Source organism: Streptacidiphilus jeojiense (genome assembly GCF_000719095.1).
Lineage (GTDB): Bacteria > Actinomycetota > Actinomycetes > Streptomycetales > Streptomycetaceae > Streptacidiphilus > Streptacidiphilus jeojiensis.
The window spans coordinates 271,202-286,804 of record NZ_JOEH01000008.1 but is presented as its reverse complement, the minus strand read 5'-3'; the positions used below and the strand labels follow the sequence as shown (position 1 = coordinate 286,804).

The window sequence follows — 15,603 nt, the reverse complement described above, 5'->3', positions numbered from 1 at the left end:
GGTGCGGTCGTCGTCCTCCTGCCGACATTCCCGACTACTGAATCCGCAGTACATGCCGGCGCCGATGCTCATTCGTCACCGATGCTCACTCGTTGCGGAAGACCTTGCCGCCCTTCATGACGAAGCGGACGTCGGCGGTCACCGAGATGGACTCCAGCGGGTTGCCGGGGACCGCGACCAGGTCGGCGAGCAGCCCTTCGGCGATCCGTCCGCGGTCCTCGACGCCGATGAGCTCGGCGGCGTTGACGGTGGCGGCCCGCAGCACCTCCAGCGGTGTCATGCCGCGTTTGACCAGGGCGATGAGTTCCTGGGCGCCGCGGCCGTGCGGAATGGCCGGTGCGTCGGTGCCGACCGCGATCCTCACTCCGGCCTTGACCGCCCTGGCGACCACGGTCTGGGCCAGCGGGAACACCTCGGCCGCCTTCGCCCTGAGCTCGGGGGCGGCCCCGGTCAGGTCCATGCCCTCGGTCAGCGCCGTGGTCGGCACCAGGAAGGTCCCGCGTTCGGCCATCAGCGCGATGGTGTCGTCGTCCAGCAGGAAGCCGTGCTCGATGCAGTCGATGCCCGCCTCCACGGCGGCCCGGACGGCGGCGGCGCCATGGGTGTGCGCCGCCACCTTGAGTCCGCGCCGGTGGGCCTCGTCCACGATGGCCCGGAACTCCTCGTCGGAGTAGTGCTGCGCCCCCGGGGTGCCGGTGTGCGACATCACCCCTCCCGACGCGCACACCTTGATCAGCTGCGCGCCGTGCTTGATCTGGTACCGCACCGCCTTGCGGACCTCGTCGACCCCGTTGGCTATCCCCTCCTCCAGCGAGAGGGGCATGATCCCGGGTGCGTAGGCGGTGAACATGGTGGGGTCCAGGTGGCCGCCGGTCGGGCTGATGGCGTGTCCGGCCGGCACGATCCGCGGACCGTCGATCCAGCCCGCGTCGATGGCCTTGCCCAGGGCGACGTCCAGCAGGTAGCCGCCGGTCTTGACGAACAGTCCGAGGTTCCTGACGGTGGTGAACCCGGAGCGCAGCGTGCGGCGGGCGTTGCCGACGGCGCGGAGCATGCGCAGCGGCGGGTCGTCCTGGACGTGGGAGAGGACGCCGGTCTCGCCGCGTCCGCCCATCAGCAGGTTGACCTCCATGTCCATCAGGCCGGGGATGAGGGTGACGTCGCCCAGGTCGAGGACGTCACCCCCGGCCCCGGACGCGACAGCGGTCCCGACGGCGGTGATCCGGTCGCCCTCCACGGTGACCAGGCCCGGCGCCTCGATCTCCCCCGTCTCCACGTGCAGCACGCGGGCGGCTCTGAGGGTGACCATGCGTCAGACCCTGGGCTCGACGAGGAGGTCGAGGTAGGCGGCGCCGCTGTCCGGGACGCGGGCCTGCTTCCAGACCTCCACCGGGAAGGAGACCATCACCAGGGAGTAGCTGAGCTGCAGCAGGTTGCGCTCCGGCTCGGGCAGGTCGTCCAGCGGGAAGGCGTCCAGGTGCGCCATCGCCCGTTCCAGCAGCGGGAAGGCGGCGTCGTAGAAGGCCTGCATCTCCTCCATGGAGCTTGCCAGCCGCTTGGCGTAGCGCTGCGGCTCCTTGGCCAGGACCCAGTCGCTGTACGGTTCAAGCTCCGCGAACTCAGCCGGCAGCATCGGCGTGCTCCTTCTCGGCGTGCTTGGTGACGTAGTCCCCGACCACCTTGTGCAGGTGGCGGAGCAGGATCTCCTGGTCGTTGAGCGGGAAGTCGGTGACCACCCGGCCCTTGAGCATCGACTGGGTGGCCTCCAGGGTGTTGGCGTCCTGGAGCGCGTACTCCTTGAAGGTCACCGCCGCCAGCTCCTGGGCCAGCCGCTGGCTGGCGGTCTTCGCGGGCACGAAGTAGAGGTTGGCCTCGAAGGTGTGCCGGTCGACCGCGGTGGGCCAGTAGTGGTAGGTGAGGTACCACCCGGGCGCCCAGAACAGCAGGGTGAAGTTGGGGAAGAACTCGAAGGAGTCGGTGCCCCAGGAGCGGTGCCGGGCCGGGTTGAGGCCGGGCGGCAGCTTGTCCAGGCCCTCGATGGCGGGCTTGTCCCAGGGGCCGAACAGCCCGCTGCGCAGCACCCGTTCGATGGGCTTGACCATCGAGGGGTCCTTCGGCGGGGCCATCCCGCCCCAGGACGAGATCATCGCGTGCGGGCTGCGGAGCTCGTAGTGCAGCGCCTCGAAGCCGTAGCTGAGCAGCTTCTCCGACTCGTCCTTGGTGGCCTGCTTCTGGTGCAGCACCGGCGCGTGGTAGAACTCCGCGAACGCGTCGATGAACAGCTTCCAGTTGCTGCCGATGTCCGCCTTGTAGGTGAAGACCTCGGTCATCTCGTGGAAGGGGTAGCCCTCCAGGCCCTTGGCCATCTCGCCGAGGTACTCCGCCAGCGGCTGCGCGTCCGGGTCCAGGTTGACGAAGATGAACCCCTCCCAGATCTCGCAGCGCACCGCCTTGAGGCCGTACTCGCTCTTCTCGACGCCGAAGAACTCCTCCTCCTGCTGGATGAAGGTCAGTTCGCCGTCCAGGCCGTAGCGCCAGGCGTGGTACTTGCAGGTGAACTGGCGGCAGGTGCCCTTGACCTCCTCGCGCGGGAAGTCGTTCCAGACCAGCTTGTTGCCGCGGTGCCGGCAGACGTTGTGGAAGGCGCGGACCTCCTTGTCCTTGCCCCGCACGATGATCAGCGAGGTTTCGGCGGCGGCCAGCTCCTTGGTGAAGTAGCTGCCGGTCCTCGGCACCAGCTCGACCCGGCCGACGTTCAGCCAGGTCCGCTTGAAGATGGCGGCCTGCTCGGCCGCGTAGTAGGCGGGATCGACGGAGTCCTCGTAGTTGACGGGACCCGTGCCCAGCTCGGGGTACTGCTCGGTCCAGCTCCCGGTCTCAGGCTTGGTGAAGTGTGGCATGGTCACCCCTCTCTCATGTGAGAATATCATTCTCCGTCAGTGTAAGTGAAGTTCTCAACGGAGAACCCGGGGTCGAGTTCCACCTCGAAGGTGTTGAAGGCCATGGCGAGCAGGCCGTAGGCGCCGACGGTGAACACCAGGTCCATGAGTTGACGGTCACTCAGATCGGCGGAGAGGAGCTGGTAGGTCGCGTCGGAGAGGGTGGAGTCCGTCTCCAGCTCGGCCACCGCGCGGTTGATCGGCGTGTCGGCCCCGGTGCGGATCTGGTCGATCTCCTCGTCGGTGACCCCGGCCCGCTTGGCGATCAGCAGGTGCTGCGCCCACTCGTACTGGCAGCGCCGCCGCCAGGCCACCCGCAGGACGGCCAGTTCGCGGATCCGCTTGGGCAGCGTGGAGGCGCCCAGCAGGTGCAGGTTGAAGCCCAGGAACGCCTTGGCCAGGTCGGGATGGTGGGCCAGCAGTCCGAGTGCGTTGGACGGCGGCAGCTTCTGCCCCCTGGCCATGGCCGCGAAGGCGTCGTCGTCCCACTGGTCGTGCGGGACCGGGGGCAGCCGGCTCATGTGTTCCGGCCGCCGTTCACGCCGAGGATCTGCCCGGTGATGTACCCGGCCTCTTCCGAGACCAGGAAGGAGCAGGCCGCGGCGATGTCCTCGGGGCGCCCGACCCGGCGCACCGGGGTCCGCTGGATGTGGTCCTCGACCGTTCCGCCGATCAGCTCGCGCGCCTCCGCCCTGCGCAGCATCGGGGTGTCGATGAAGCCGGGCGGTACCGCGTTGACGGTGATGCCGGCCGGGCCCAGCTCCAGGGCCAGCGCCTTGGTCAGTCCGTTGACCGCCGACTTGGACGCCACGTAGTGCGTCATGAACGGCTGCCCCGACTGGGCGCTGGAGGAGGAGATGTTGACGATCCGTCCCCAGCCGGCCTCCACCATGTCCGGGAGCACCGCCTGGACGCAGTGGAAGACGCCGTTCAGATTGACGTCGATCAGCCGCTGCCAGCTGGCGAAGGAGAGGTCGGCGAACCGCTTGAAGCCGTCCATGCCCGCCGCGTTGACCAGGATGGTGACCGGCCCCAGACGCTTCCTGACGTCGTCCAGCGCGGCGTCCACCTGGGCCCGGTCGGTGACGTCGGCCGCCAGGTCGTCGCTCCCGTCCAGCGGATTGAGGTCGAGCGCGGCGACCTGGTAGCCGTCGGCACGCAGGCGCTCGGCGATGGCGCGGCCGATGCCCGAGCCGCCTCCGGTGACCACTGCGGTCTTGATCGTGGCTGTGCTGATCACAAGAATCTCCCTTCCATATCAGAGAACATTATTCTCCGGTCTGCAGTCCGGGAAAGCCCCTCGGCGGTGCTTCCTGAGACGGCTGCTCCTGGCTGCTCTGCTGCGATTGTGGGCGCTACCAGCGTAGATTACATTCTCGTTGCCAGACGGTTGCTTTGCGCGTGGGGAGAATGTAGTTTCCGGCATATCCGAGCAAGGAGGCAGGATGCGGTTCCAGGACAAGGTAGCCATCGTCACCGGCGCAGGGCAGGGCATCGGCGAGGGCTACGCCCGGGCGCTGGCCGCCGAGGGCGCGCGGGTGGTGGTGGCCGAGCTGAACGAGGAGCAGGGCCAGCGCGTGGCCAAGGAGATCGACGGGGCGCTCTACGTCAAGGTGGACGTCGCGGACCCGGAGTCCGCCGACGCGCTGGCGGCCTCGGTGATGGCGGAGTTCGGCCGCATCGACTACCTGGTGAACAACGCGGCCATCTTCCACAGCATGAGGCGGGACGGGCTGCTCACGGTCCCGCTCGACTACCTCACCCGGTTCCTCCAGGTGAACCTGATGGGCGCGCTGTACGTCACCCGCGCCGTCGCCCCGCACATGACCGACGGCGGGGCCATCGTCAACCAGTCGTCCACCGCCGCCTGGATGGCCAGCGGCTACTACGGGCTGGCCAAGGCCGGGATCAACCACCTGACCGCCTCGCTCGCCATGGAGCTGGGCGGCCGCAACATCCGGGTCAACGGGATCGCGCCGGGCCCCACCGACACCGAGGCCACCCGCAGCATCGTGCCCGAGGAGTTCCAGGACCGGATGGTCCAGGGCCTGGCGCTGAAGCGGATGGGCACCCCCGAGGACATGGCGAACACCGTGCTGTTCCTGCTCTCCGACGCCGCGGGCTGGCTCACCGGCCAGGTCGTGAGCGTGGACGGCGGACAGGTGGTGCGCCTGTGAAGCGCCTGCTCATCGACGGTCGCCTGGTCGGGACCGAGAAGACCTTCGCCTCGCTCAACCCCGCCACCGGCCAGGTCCTGGACCAGGCCCCGGACGCCACGGTCGCCGACGCCGAGGCCGCCGTCGCGGCCGCCCGCCGGGCCTTCGACACCACCGCCTGGTCCACCGACGTGCAGCTGCGGATCCGCTGCCTGGACCAGCTGCACCAGGCGCTGACGGACCATCTGGAGGAGCTGCGCGAGCTGACCATCGCCGAGGTCGGCGCCCCTCGGATGCTCACCTACGGCCCGCAGCTGGAGGACCCGGTCAAGCTGGTCCGCTACTACGCCGACCTGCTGCGCAAGTACCCGCTGACCGAGGAGCTCGGCGAGCGGGAGATCCGCGGCCAGCGCCACCGCCGCTGGGTGGAGAAGGAGGCGGTCGGGGTCGTCGCCGGGATCACCGCGTACAACTACCCCAACCAGCTCGCCCTGGCCAAGCTCGCCCCCTCGCTGGCGGCCGGCTGCACCGTCGTCCTCAAGGGCGCCCCTGACACCCCGTTGACCACGCTGTTCCTCGGCGAGCTGATCGCCGAGCACACGGACATCCCGCCCGGCGTGGTGAACGTGCTGGTCTCCTCCTCGGTCGAGGTGGGCGAGCTGCTCACCACCCATCCCGGCGTCGACATGGTGAGCTTCACCGGCTCCACCGCCACCGGCCGCCGGATCATGGCCGCGGCCAGCACCACCGTCAAGAAGCTCTTCCTGGAGCTCGGCGGCAAGTCCGCCATGGTCATCCTCGACGACGCCGACTTCGCCACCGCGGCCATGTTCTCGGCCTTCACCATCTGCTCCCACTCCGGTCAGGGCTGCGCGCTCACCTCGCGGCTGCTGGTGCCCAGGGAGCACCACGACGAGATCGTGGCGATGGTCGCGGCGGGCCTCGGCCGGGTCACCCTCGGCGACCCCACCGACATCAAGACCTTCGCCGGACCACTGATCAGCGAACGGCAGCGGGACAAGGTCGACGGCATGGTCAAGCGGGCCGTCGCGGCCGGCGCCACGCTGGTCACCGGTGGCGAGAAGGTCGACCCCGGCTTCTTCTACATGCCCACCCTGCTCGGCAACGTCGACCCGGACAGCGAGATCGCCCAGGACGAGGTCTTCGGACCGGTGCTCGCGGTGATCCCGTTCGACGACGACGACGATGCCGTGCGCATCGCCAACAACTCCATCTTCGGCCTGTCCGGCGGGATCCAGAGCGGCGACGAGGAGCGGGCCGTGGCGCTGGCGCGCCGGATCCGCACCGGCACCTTCAGCATCAACGGCGGCAACTACTTCGCGGCCGACGTCCCGTTCGGCGGCTACAAGCAGTCCGGCATCGGCCGCGAGAGCGGGGTGGCCGGCCTGGAGGAGTTCCTGGAGTACAAGTCCTTCGCGACGGTGCTGCCGGCCGCCGAGGCGGCTGAGTCATGAGGCCGCTGGAAGGCATCCGGGTCCTGGAGGTCGCCATGTACGGCTTCGTGCCCTCGGCGGGCGCCGTGCTCGCCGACTGGGGCGCCGACGTCATCAAGGTCGAGCACGCCGTCACCGGCGACCCCCAGCGCGGGTTGCGGCAGACCGGCACGTTCAAGGTCGAGGGCGACCCCAACCCCAATGTCGAGCACGCCAACCGCGGCAAGCGCAGCATCGGCCTGGACATGTCCAAGCCCGAGGGCAGAGAGGTGCTGCACGACCTCATCCGCCAGGCGGACGTGTTCCTGACCAGCTTCCTGCCCCAGGGCCGGCGCAAGCTGGGCTTCGACGTCGAGGACGTGCGGGCGGTGAACCCCCGGATCGTCTACGCCCGGGGAAGCGCGCTGGGCCCGCGCGGCGCGGAGGCGGAGAAGGGCGGCTACGACAGCACCGCCTTCTGGGCCCGCGCCGGCATCGCCGCCAGCCTCACCCCCAAGGGCACCGACGGAGTGGTCAATCCGCCGGTGCCGGCCTTCGGGGACACCATCTCCGGGACCAACCTGGCCGGCGGGATCGCGGCCGCGCTGCTCAAGCGCGAGCGCACCGGTGAGCCGTCGATCGTGGACGTCTCGCTGCTCGGCAGCGGGGTGTGGGCGATGGGCCACGGGATCGCCCTCTCGCTGCACCTGGACAAGCCCTTCGTCGCCGCCGTGCTGGGCGGCCACGGCTCGCCGACCAATCCGCTGTCGGGCATCTACACCACCTCCGACGGCTACCACCTCACCCTGGCGCTGCTGCAGCCGGGCAAGTTCTGGGCCGAGTTCTGCCGCCACATCGACCGGCCCGAACTGGCCGAGGACCCGCGCTTCGCCACCGTCGAACTGATCGGGCAGAACACCGAACAGGCCGTCAAGATGCTGCGGGAGGTCTTCGCCACCCGGACGTTGGCGGAGTGGAGCGAGCGCTTCGCCTCGCTGTCCGGGCCGTGGGCCCCGGTGCAGGACTCGCTGCAGGTGGCCGGTGACGCGCAGGTCCGGGCCAACGAGTACGTGCTCCGGGCCGGTGAGCTCGAACTGGCCGCCAGCCCGGTGCAGTTCGACGTCAGCGCCCCGCAGCTGGGGCCGGCCCCCGAGTTCGCCGCCCAGACCGAGGAGATCCTCCAGGAACTGGGCCTGGACTGGGACCGCATCATCGCGCTCAAGGCGGCGGGCGCAGTCACGTGATCTCCGTGCCACCCGAGAGCCAGTTCCTGAAGAACTTACTGCCCCTAGGAGTGTCCGCATGAGCAGCCGTATGAGACGCCTGAGATGCCTGTCCGTCGGTGTGGTCGTGACCACGCTGGCGATGGCCGGCTGTGCCTCCCGCTCGAACAACACCACAGCCGGCAACACCGCCACCGCATCCGCCGGGACCGCCTCGTCCGCGGCCGCCGCCTCCCAGGCGGACTTCGGCACTCTGAAGAACGTCTGCAAGCCCGGCACGCCCGCGAGTTCGACCTCGCAGGGGGTCACCGCGGCCGAGATCAAGCTCGGTGTCTTCACCGACATGGGCTTCACCAAGAACCCCGAACTCGTGGACGCGGCCAAGGTGTTCGCCGCCTGGTGCAACGCGGCCGGCGGCATCAACGGACGCAAGATCGTGCCGGTAACCCGGGACGCCGCCTACTTCGCGGACGCGCAGCAGGTGCTGGCGTCCTGCCAGTCGGACTTCGCGGACGTCGGCGGCAGCGCCGCCCTGGACGACCTCGGCGTCAAGAACCGGTTGAACTGCCTGCTGCCCGAGTTCCCGGCGCAGCCCGGCCAGATCCTGTCCACCGGGGCGGACCTCCAGGTGATCGCCGGCGGCGCCTCGGTCGGCTACGCGCCCTACGCGGACTTCTACTCCTGGCTGATCAAGGAGGCGTACCCGGACTCGGCCGACGCGGTCGGTGTGATCTCCGGCGACTCGCCGATCACCAAGGTCATCGCCGCGCAGCTGGCCGAGCAGATCCCGGCGCTGGGCGGCAAGCTCAGCTACTCGGACCTGTACCCGGCCACCGGGGTGTCCGACTGGACCCCCTACGCCCAGTCGCTGAAGAGCAAGAAGGTCAAGGGCCTGGTCTTCAACGGCGACTTCGCCAGCCTGGCCAAGCTGGAGCAGGTGCTCACCAACATCGGCTACAAGCTCGACTGGATCGACACCAACAACAACGCCTACGGCCCCGCCTTCATCGCGCTGGCCGGCTCCGCGGCACTGTCCGCCCAGAACAACTACGCGGACATCAGCGGCGTCTACCCGCCGGAGAAGGCCTCGTCCAACCCGGCCACCCAGCAGGTCGTCGACCTCTACGCCAAGTACGACCCCAAGGCCCAGCTCACCCTGCCCGCGCTGCGCGCCTTCTCGGCCTGGCTGCTGTTCGCCACCGCGGCGTCCGACTGCACCACGCTGACCCGCACCTGCGTCTACCAGAACGCGATGAAGCAGACCGCCTGGACCGGCGGAGGACTGCAGGCACCGGTCGACCTGAGCAGCACCACCGAGCCCCCCAAGTGCTTCAACGCGGAGAAGGCGACGGCGACCGGCTGGGTCCCGGCCGACTTCAAGCCCAACACCGGCGCGTACCGCTGCGACAGCGTCGCGTACAAGTTCACCGGCAACTACGGCAAGCCCCTCACCCTGGCGGACGTCGGCAAGACGATGGCGGACGTGAAGTAGGTCGCTGCGAAGCAGGAGGAGATTCATCGTGAAGGTGCGGGTCGACCCGGATCGCTGCCAGGGGCACACCCTGTGTGCCATGCGCGCTCCGGAGGTCTTCGAGCTCAGCGAGATCGACGGTCATGCCTCGGTGGCCGACGAGGAGGTTCCGGCCGATCAGGAGGACCAGGTCAACGAGGCGGTCATGTCCTGCCCGGAACGGGCCATCGCCATCGTGAGCACGGCAGGGGCGAGGTCATGAGCGGGGATGGGGCCATGAGCGGGGACGACCGCAAGCGGGCTCCGATCCGGTTCGACCGGCACACTCCCGAGTACCGCGAGCAGTTCGAGGCGGTCACCCAGGAACTGCAGGGCAAGTGTCCGATCGCCTGGTCGGAGACGTACGACGGGCACTGGGTGGCCAGCGGCCACCACGAGGTCTTCGAGATCGCCCGGTCCGCCGACGTGCTGTCGAACGACCACGACGTCAAGGGCGAGCGGCGCGGCTACGAGGGCATCAGCATTCCGGCGCCGCCCCGGGCGAAGTCCTCCCGGGGCGGGTTCCTGGAGATGGACCCGCCCGAGCAGCGCTACTACCGCCAGACGCTGAACCCGTACCTGTCGCCGGCCGCGGTCAACCGCTGGATCCCGCTGGTGGACGAGGTGGTGCGGGCCAGCATCGACGAGCGGATCGAGGAAGGGCGGATCGACTTCGTCGACGACCTCGCCAACATCGTGCCGGCCGTGCTGACGATGGCCATGATGGGCATTCAGCTGAAGAAGTGGACCGTCTACAACGAACCGGCGCACGCCTCGGTCTACACCCCGCCGAACTCGCCCGACCAGGCCCGGATCACCGAGATGCAGCGGGCGATGGGCCGCGACCTGTACACCTCGATCGTGGAGATCCGGGCCAACCCCCGGCCGGGTCTGGTGGACGCGCTGGTCCGGGCGGACATCAACGGCAGCACCCCGCCCGACGACGAGTTGCTCGGGGTCCTGGCCCTGCTCATCGGCGGCGGCTTCGACACCACCACGGCGCTCACCGCGCACGCGCTGGAGTGGCTCTCGGAGAACCCGCGGCAGCGGGAACGCCTGAGCCGGGAACGGGGCGCCCTGCTGGACTCCGCGACCGAGGAGTTCCTGCGCTACTTCGCGCCCGCGCCCGGTGACGGACGCACCTTCTCCGCCGACTGCGAGATCGTCGGCACGCGGTTCAAGGAGGGCGAGCGGCTCTGGCTGTCCTGGGCCATGGCCAACCGGGACCCCTCGGTGTTCCCGGAGCCCAACACGGTCGACCTGGAGCGCAAGGGCAACCGGCACAGCAGCTTCGGACTCGGCATCCACCGCTGCATCGGCTCCAACGTGGCGCGGATGGTGTTCAAGCGGATGGTCACCCAGGTGCTGGACCGGATGGCCGACTTCGTCTGCGACCCGGAGGGCGCCGAGCACTACGAGACCATCGGCGTCATCCAGGGCATGCGGCACCTCCCGGCGACGTTCACCCCGGGCCCCAGGCTCGGGGCCGGGCTCGACGAGACCCTGGACGCGCTCCAGAAGGTCTGCGACGAACAGCGGCTCGCCGAGCCGGTCACGGTCCGGAGGGCCGTGGCGAAGATCGACCACTGATCCGGGAGACGACGTGTCGGAAGCCTCAGGACGCCCACTGCCTCAACTGACGGAGGCGAACAGGTTCTACTGGACGTCCGGGGCGGACGGCCGGTTGCGGTTCCAGGAGTGCGGGTCGTGCGCCGCCCTGATCCATCCACCGCAACCGGTCTGCCGGTACTGCCGGGGGCGCGAGAGCGGGGTGCGCGCCGTCTCCGGTTTCGCGACCCTGATCGGATTCACCGTCAACCACCGGTTCAGCCCGCCCGGGATGCCGGCCCCCTATGTCGTGGCCCAGGTCGCGATCGAGGAGGACCCCCGGGTCAGGCTGACCACCAACGCCGTCGAGTGCGACCCCGAGCAGCTCCACCTGGGCATGCGGATGGAGGTGGTCTTCCAGCAGGACGGCGGGGTGTGGCTGCCGCTGTTCCGGCCTGCGGCCGAACAGGGCGAGCCGGTCCCGCTGCCGGCGGACGAGGTGGCGCCGGATCAGTTCCGCAGCCGGGTGCGCCCGATGGCCACGCCGGACAAGTTCGAGGACGAGGTCGCCATCAGCGGCATCGGCAGCTCCGAGATCGGACGCCGGCTGATGGTCCCGCCGCTGTCGCTGACGGTGACCGCCTGCGAACGCGCCATCGCGGACGCCGGCCTGACCATCGACGACATCGACGGACTGGCCAGCTACCCGGGCGCCGGAGCCTTCGGCGGCTTCTCCGAAGGCGGCGTGACAGCCCTGGAGTCCGCCCTGGGCATCCGGCCCACCTGGTACAACGGCGGCGGCGAGACCTTCGGTCCGGGCGGCTCGGTGATCGCGGCGATGCTGGCGGTCGCCGGCGGCCTGGCCCGGCACGTGCTGTGCTTCCGGACCGTCTGGGAGGCCAGCTACAGCGAACTGTTGCGCCGCGGCAGCCTGGACCCCGGCGCCGCCGGCTCGGGGGACGCCGGCTGGCTGAAGCCGTTCGGCGCGGTGTCGGCCGCGCACACCCTGGCCCAGAACGCCCAGCGGCACTTCCACCAGTACGGGACCACCCGCGAGACGCTGGGCTGGATCGCGCTCAACCAGCGGGCGAACGCCGCGCTCAACCCGACGGCGGTCTACCGCGACCCGCTGACCATGGACGACTACCTGCAGGCCCGGACGGTCACCACCCCGTTCGGGCTCTACGACTGCGACGTGCCCTGCGACGGGGCCGTCGCCGTGATCGTCTCGGCCGTCGACGCCGCACAGGACCTGGCCCGGGACCAGGCCAGGCCGCCGGTGCTGGTGGAGGCGGTCGGAACGCAGATCCTGGAGCGGCTCGAATGGGACCAGAGCACGCTGACCCATGAACCGCAGGTGCTCGGCCAGGCCGCACACTTGTGGTCGCGCACCTCACTGCGCCCCTCCGACGTCGACGTGGCCGAGCTGTACGACGGATTCACCTTCAACTGCCTGTCCTGGATCGAGGCGTTGGGCTTCTGCGGGATCGGCGAGGGCAAGGACTTCCTGGACGGCGGCAAGAACATCGCCAGGGACGGCGTGCTGCCCCTGAACACCCACGGCGGCCAGCTCTCGCACGGGCGCACCCACGGCCTGGGGCTGTTCGAGGAGGCGGTGGTCCAACTGCGCGGGCAGGGCGGTCCGAGGCAGGTGGACGGCGCGCAGGTCGCCGTCGTCAGCACCGGCGGCCTCGCCACCAGCGGCGTGATCCTGCTCAGGGCGGACCGTTGACCGACAGCGGGTCAGCTCCGGTGCACCGCGTCGTCGACGTCGACGGCATCCCCATGTCCGCCCTGCAACTGGAGGCGGCGCAGCCGCAGGCGGTGATCCTCGCCCTGCACGGCGGCGCGGTGACCTCGCGGTACTTCGACTACCCGGACCGGCCGCGGCAGTCGCTGCTGCGCACCGCCGCGGCGCTCGGGTTCACCGTGATCGCCCTGGACCGGCCCGGCTACGGCAGTTCCTACCAGCGCGGCGACGAGATGGGCGATCCCGCCCGCAGGGTCGACCTGGTGTACGCCGCGCTGGACCGGCTGCTGGACGGGCGTCCGCGCGGGGCCGGGGTGTTCGTGCTGGCGCACTCGATCGGCTGCGAGCTGGCGGCCCGGGTGGCCGCCGACGACCGCGGCAAGGAACTGCTGGGCGTGGAGCTGTCCGGCACCGGGACCCGGCACCACGAGGGCGCGGTGGAGATCATGGAGGGCTGGAAGCAGGACCGGTCCTGGCCGAGGAGGTCCGGTCGCGGTGTCCGCGACCTGATCTGGGAGCCGGCGCGGCTCTACCCGGACGAGGTCGTCGGCGGCTCCCGCATCATCTCCGCCGGTCCGCCGTACGAGGGCTATGTGGCGGAGCACTGGGCGCAGCAGTTCCCGGACGTCGCGGCCCGGGTGCGGATCCCGGTGCACTTCACCCTCGGCGAGTACGAGCGGGTCTGGCGCTCGGGCCCCGAGGCGCTGGCGGACATCGCGGCCCTGTTCACCGCCTCCCCCCGGGTGGTGGTCGAGGAGCAGGCGGAGGGCGGCCACAACCTGAGCATCGGTCTGACGGCCCTGGCGTACCACCTGAAGATCCTGTCGTTCGTCGAGGAGTGCATCCACAACGGGACGCTCTGCTGACCCGGCGTCAGGAACGCCGTCAGCCCTGCTCGGCGAACTTCTCCCAGGCGGACTGCCGGGCCACCCCCAGCGCGTCGCCGATCTTCGTCCAGGACACCCCACGGGCGCGCAGGCGGTCGACCCAGGTCTGCAGACTCGCGTCGACCTGGCCGCTGACGGATGCGATCCGGGGGAGCAGGCCGAGGATCTCCTCGACCGTCATGCTGTCGGCGATCGGAATCTCGGGCTGATCGCTGGGCTCGGCCGGCTCTTTGGCGGGCTGGGCCAGCAGGTCGTCGCACAGGCGCACGCACTCGTTGCAGATGTAGACACCGGGGCCGGCGATCACCTTGCTGACCTCGGCCTCCGGCTTCGCGCAGAAGGAACAGTGGATCATCCGATCGCCGAAGAGCTTGGCCGACATGGGCCGCCTCCATCCGTGAAGGTGCGTCAGGCTCACCCTGACGCCCGGGCCTTGAAAGTAGCGCGTCAGGCTGACCCTGACAAGTAAACCCTGCGAGAATCAGGTTTTCGTGCATGAGTATTGTGTTCTGAATGATCAGAACATTATTCTCCGAGGCATGTTGATGCAGGGCGCGCGATACATCAGTGGCACCTCGATCACCCTCGCCGACGGATGGAGCCTGGAACGGCTCACCCCGCCCAGCCGGCTGTTCGGTGCCAACGGTCTGCGCACCGGCCCCGACGGGCGCATCTACGTCGCGCAGGTGACCGGCAGTCAGATCAGCGCCCTGGACGTGGTGACCGGCAGGCTGGAGACCATCAGTGCCAAGGGCGGCGAGATCATCGCCCCCGACGACGTGGCCTTCGACTCGCGGGGCAACCTCTACGCCACCGAGGTCATGGACGGCCGGGTGAGCATGCGCGGCGCCGACGGCCGCACCCGGCTGCTGCGCGACGACCTGCCCAGCGCCAACGGCATCACCGTGCACCAGGACCGGCTGTTCATCAACGAGTGCCGGGTCGGCGGGCGGCTGATGGAGCTGGACCCCAACGGCGGCGCGCCGCGCATCCTGCTGGAGAACATGGCGATGCCCAACGCCATGGAGGTCGGCCCCGACGGGATGCTCTACTACCCGGTGATGGGGACCAACGACATCTGGCGGATCCATCCGGACGGCGGCGAGCCCGAGCGGGTCGCCGGGGACCTCGGCGTCCCCGACTCGGTGAAGTTCGACGCCGAGGGCTTCATCGTCTCCACCCAGGTGGCCAGCGGCCAGGTGCTGCGGATCAACCCCCGCAACGGCGACCGCACCGTGCTGGCGGCGCTGACCCCCGGCCTGGACAACTGCACCTTCGTCGACGGCCGGCTGTTCGTCTCCAACTTCACCGGGGAGATCACCGAGATCCTCGGCGGGGGCGCGACCAGGACCACCCTGCCGGGCGGCTTCAACTGGCCGCTGGACATGACCGTGGGCGACGACGGAAACCTCTACGTCGCCGACGGCACCTACTTCTACCGGCTCCGCCCGGACGGCCAGGGCGGGCTGCAGACGCTGGGGATGCTGTTCACCCCCGGCTACCCGGGCTTCGTCCGCGGGGTGACCGCCGTCGGCGGCGGCGAGTTCATCGTCACCACCTCCGGCGGACAGGTCTCCCGCTACCGGCCGGCGAGCAACGAGAGCGAGGTACTGGCCGACGGCCTGGACCAGCTCTACGGCGTGGCGGTCGCCCCGGGCGGGGCCGTGGTGGCGGCGGAGTTCGGCACCGGACGGGTGCTGTCCGTCGGCTCCGGCCGGGTCGAGGTGCTGGCCACCGGTCTCAACCAGCCGCTGGGGGTGGCCTTCGCCCCCGACGGCGCCTGCCTGGTCTCGGAGGCGGGCGGCGGGAGGATCGTCGCGGTCGCCGGCTCCGGGGCCTCCGGGGTCGACACGGTGGTGGACGGCCTGGAGAAGCCCCACGGGATCCTGGTCCGGGACGGAATGCTGTACATCGTCGACGCCGGCACCAAGACGCTGGTCGGTGTCGATCTGGCGACCAGGACCCGGCAGACCATCGCCCGAGAGCTTCCGGTGGGCGCCCCGCCCGGGGTGACCCCCAAACCACTGCGCGGACTGCCGCCGTTCTCCGGACCGCAGGGACCCTTCTCCGGCATCGCCGCCGGCCCCGACGGCACCCTCTACCTCTCCGCAGATGCCGAAGGCAGCGTCATGGCGCTGCGGCTTCAGGAGAGTTGAG

15 protein-coding genes are annotated in these 15,603 nt (G+C 69.9%); 9 read left to right on the top strand and 6 right to left on the bottom strand.

The features are described 5' to 3' along the window. Positions 1 to 85: 85 nt before the first annotated feature. The 5 genes from IF29_RS0112470 to IF29_RS0112450 are packed head-to-tail and all read right to left on the bottom strand — an operon-like array spanning position 86 to position 4,179. Positions 86 to 1,309, bottom strand: coding sequence for a metal-dependent hydrolase family protein (locus IF29_RS0112470; protein ID WP_030253413.1), 1,224 nt, complete (start codon positions 1,307 to 1,309; stop codon positions 86 to 88). A 3-nt stretch (positions 1,310 to 1,312) separates the two neighbouring features. Next, entirely contained in the window at positions 1,313 to 1,633 is a 321-nt protein-coding gene (locus IF29_RS0112465; protein ID WP_030253411.1) for a hypothetical protein, read from the bottom strand. Beyond that, positions 1,620 to 2,900: an aromatic ring-hydroxylating oxygenase subunit alpha gene (locus tag IF29_RS0112460; RefSeq protein WP_030253409.1), complete on the bottom strand. Its 1,281-nt coding sequence runs from the start codon at positions 2,898 to 2,900 to the stop codon at positions 1,620 to 1,622. The genes IF29_RS0112465 and IF29_RS0112460 overlap by 14 nt, the downstream gene beginning before the upstream one ends. 26 nt (positions 2,901 to 2,926) lie before the next feature. Further along, positions 2,927 to 3,460 carry a carboxymuconolactone decarboxylase family protein gene (locus tag IF29_RS0112455; protein WP_037594965.1) on the bottom strand — a complete coding sequence of 178 codons (534 nt, stop codon included), beginning with the start codon at positions 3,458 to 3,460 and terminating at the stop codon, positions 2,927 to 2,929. Beyond that, entirely contained in the window at positions 3,457 to 4,179 is a 723-nt protein-coding gene (locus IF29_RS0112450; protein ID WP_232242120.1) for an SDR family NAD(P)-dependent oxidoreductase, read from the bottom strand. Before IF29_RS0112450 ends, IF29_RS0112455 begins: the two co-directional genes overlap by 4 nt. Before the next feature lie 205 nt (positions 4,180 to 4,384). Here IF29_RS0112450 and IF29_RS0112445 point away from each other — a divergent pair, with 205 nt between their 5' ends. From IF29_RS0112445 to IF29_RS0112410, 8 genes are all read left to right on the top strand, one after another. Next, a complete protein-coding gene (locus tag IF29_RS0112445; RefSeq protein ID WP_030253404.1) occupies positions 4,385 to 5,116 on the top strand; it encodes an SDR family oxidoreductase in 732 nt (243 codons plus the stop codon). Then, positions 5,113 to 6,570 (top strand): aldehyde dehydrogenase family protein, encoded by a 1,458-nt coding sequence (locus tag IF29_RS0112440; RefSeq protein ID WP_037594963.1) that lies wholly within the window; start codon positions 5,113 to 5,115, stop codon positions 6,568 to 6,570. The genes IF29_RS0112445 and IF29_RS0112440 overlap by 4 nt, the downstream gene beginning before the upstream one ends. After that, a complete protein-coding gene (locus IF29_RS0112435; RefSeq protein ID WP_030253400.1) occupies positions 6,567 to 7,772 on the top strand; it encodes a CaiB/BaiF CoA transferase family protein in 1,206 nt (401 codons plus the stop codon). The genes IF29_RS0112440 and IF29_RS0112435 overlap by 4 nt, the downstream gene beginning before the upstream one ends. Before the next feature lie 70 nt (positions 7,773 to 7,842). Further along, positions 7,843 to 9,243: an ABC transporter substrate-binding protein gene (locus IF29_RS0112430; RefSeq protein ID WP_030253398.1), complete on the top strand. Its 1,401-nt coding sequence runs from the start codon at positions 7,843 to 7,845 to the stop codon at positions 9,241 to 9,243. Between the two features lie 28 nt (positions 9,244 to 9,271). Further along, a complete protein-coding gene (locus tag IF29_RS0112425; RefSeq protein WP_030253396.1) occupies positions 9,272 to 9,484 on the top strand; it encodes a ferredoxin in 213 nt (70 codons plus the stop codon). Between the two features lie 14 nt (positions 9,485 to 9,498). Continuing rightward, positions 9,499 to 10,851: a cytochrome P450 gene (locus IF29_RS0112420; RefSeq protein WP_198037422.1), complete on the top strand. Its 1,353-nt coding sequence runs from the start codon at positions 9,499 to 9,501 to the stop codon at positions 10,849 to 10,851. A gap of 13 nt (positions 10,852 to 10,864) precedes the next feature. Continuing rightward, the gene (locus IF29_RS0112415; protein ID WP_030253392.1) at positions 10,865 to 12,541 is read left to right on the top strand and encodes a thiolase C-terminal domain-containing protein; all 1,677 of its coding nucleotides are present in this window, start codon (positions 10,865 to 10,867) and stop codon (positions 12,539 to 12,541) included. Then, positions 12,538 to 13,425, top strand: a complete 888-nt coding sequence (locus tag IF29_RS0112410; protein ID WP_030253390.1) for an alpha/beta hydrolase — start codon at positions 12,538 to 12,540, stop codon at positions 13,423 to 13,425. The genes IF29_RS0112415 and IF29_RS0112410 overlap by 4 nt, the downstream gene beginning before the upstream one ends. Positions 13,426 to 13,444: 19 nt before the next feature. Here the strand turns inward: IF29_RS0112410 and IF29_RS0112405 are convergent, their stop codons facing one another. Beyond that, positions 13,445 to 13,828 (bottom strand): ClpX C4-type zinc finger protein, encoded by a 384-nt coding sequence (locus tag IF29_RS0112405; RefSeq protein ID WP_037594962.1) that lies wholly within the window; start codon positions 13,826 to 13,828, stop codon positions 13,445 to 13,447. Between the two features lie 157 nt (positions 13,829 to 13,985). On the opposite strand from IF29_RS0112405, the gene IF29_RS0112400 reads away from it, so the two are divergent. Beyond that, complete coding sequence (locus tag IF29_RS0112400; RefSeq protein ID WP_030253386.1) at positions 13,986 to 15,602, top strand: SMP-30/gluconolactonase/LRE family protein; 1,617 nt, start codon at positions 13,986 to 13,988, stop codon at positions 15,600 to 15,602. The last annotated feature ends 1 nt before the right edge of the window (position 15,603 follow it).

Coding starts and splice junctions, on each gene's coding strand:
- IF29_RS0112470 (WP_030253413.1), bottom strand. CDS start 1,309: ATGGTCACCCTCAGAGCCGCCCGCGTGCTGCACGTGGAGACGGGGGAG.
- IF29_RS0112465 (WP_030253411.1), bottom strand. CDS start 1,633: ATGCTGCCGGCTGAGTTCGCGGAGCTTGAACCGTACAGCGACTGGGTC.
- IF29_RS0112460 (WP_030253409.1), bottom strand. CDS start 2,900: ATGCCACACTTCACCAAGCCTGAGACCGGGAGCTGGACCGAGCAGTAC.
- IF29_RS0112455 (WP_037594965.1), bottom strand. CDS start 3,460: ATGAGCCGGCTGCCCCCGGTCCCGCACGACCAGTGGGACGACGACGCC.
- IF29_RS0112445 (WP_030253404.1), top strand. CDS start 4,385: ATGCGGTTCCAGGACAAGGTAGCCATCGTCACCGGCGCAGGGCAGGGC.
- IF29_RS0112435 (WP_030253400.1), top strand. CDS start 6,567: ATGAGGCCGCTGGAAGGCATCCGGGTCCTGGAGGTCGCCATGTACGGC.
- IF29_RS0112430 (WP_030253398.1), top strand. CDS start 7,843: ATGAGACGCCTGAGATGCCTGTCCGTCGGTGTGGTCGTGACCACGCTG.
- IF29_RS0112420 (WP_198037422.1), top strand. CDS start 9,499: ATGAGCGGGGACGACCGCAAGCGGGCTCCGATCCGGTTCGACCGGCAC.
- IF29_RS0112405 (WP_037594962.1), bottom strand. CDS start 13,828: ATGTCGGCCAAGCTCTTCGGCGATCGGATGATCCACTGTTCCTTCTGC.
- IF29_RS0112400 (WP_030253386.1), top strand. CDS start 13,986: ATGTTGATGCAGGGCGCGCGATACATCAGTGGCACCTCGATCACCCTC.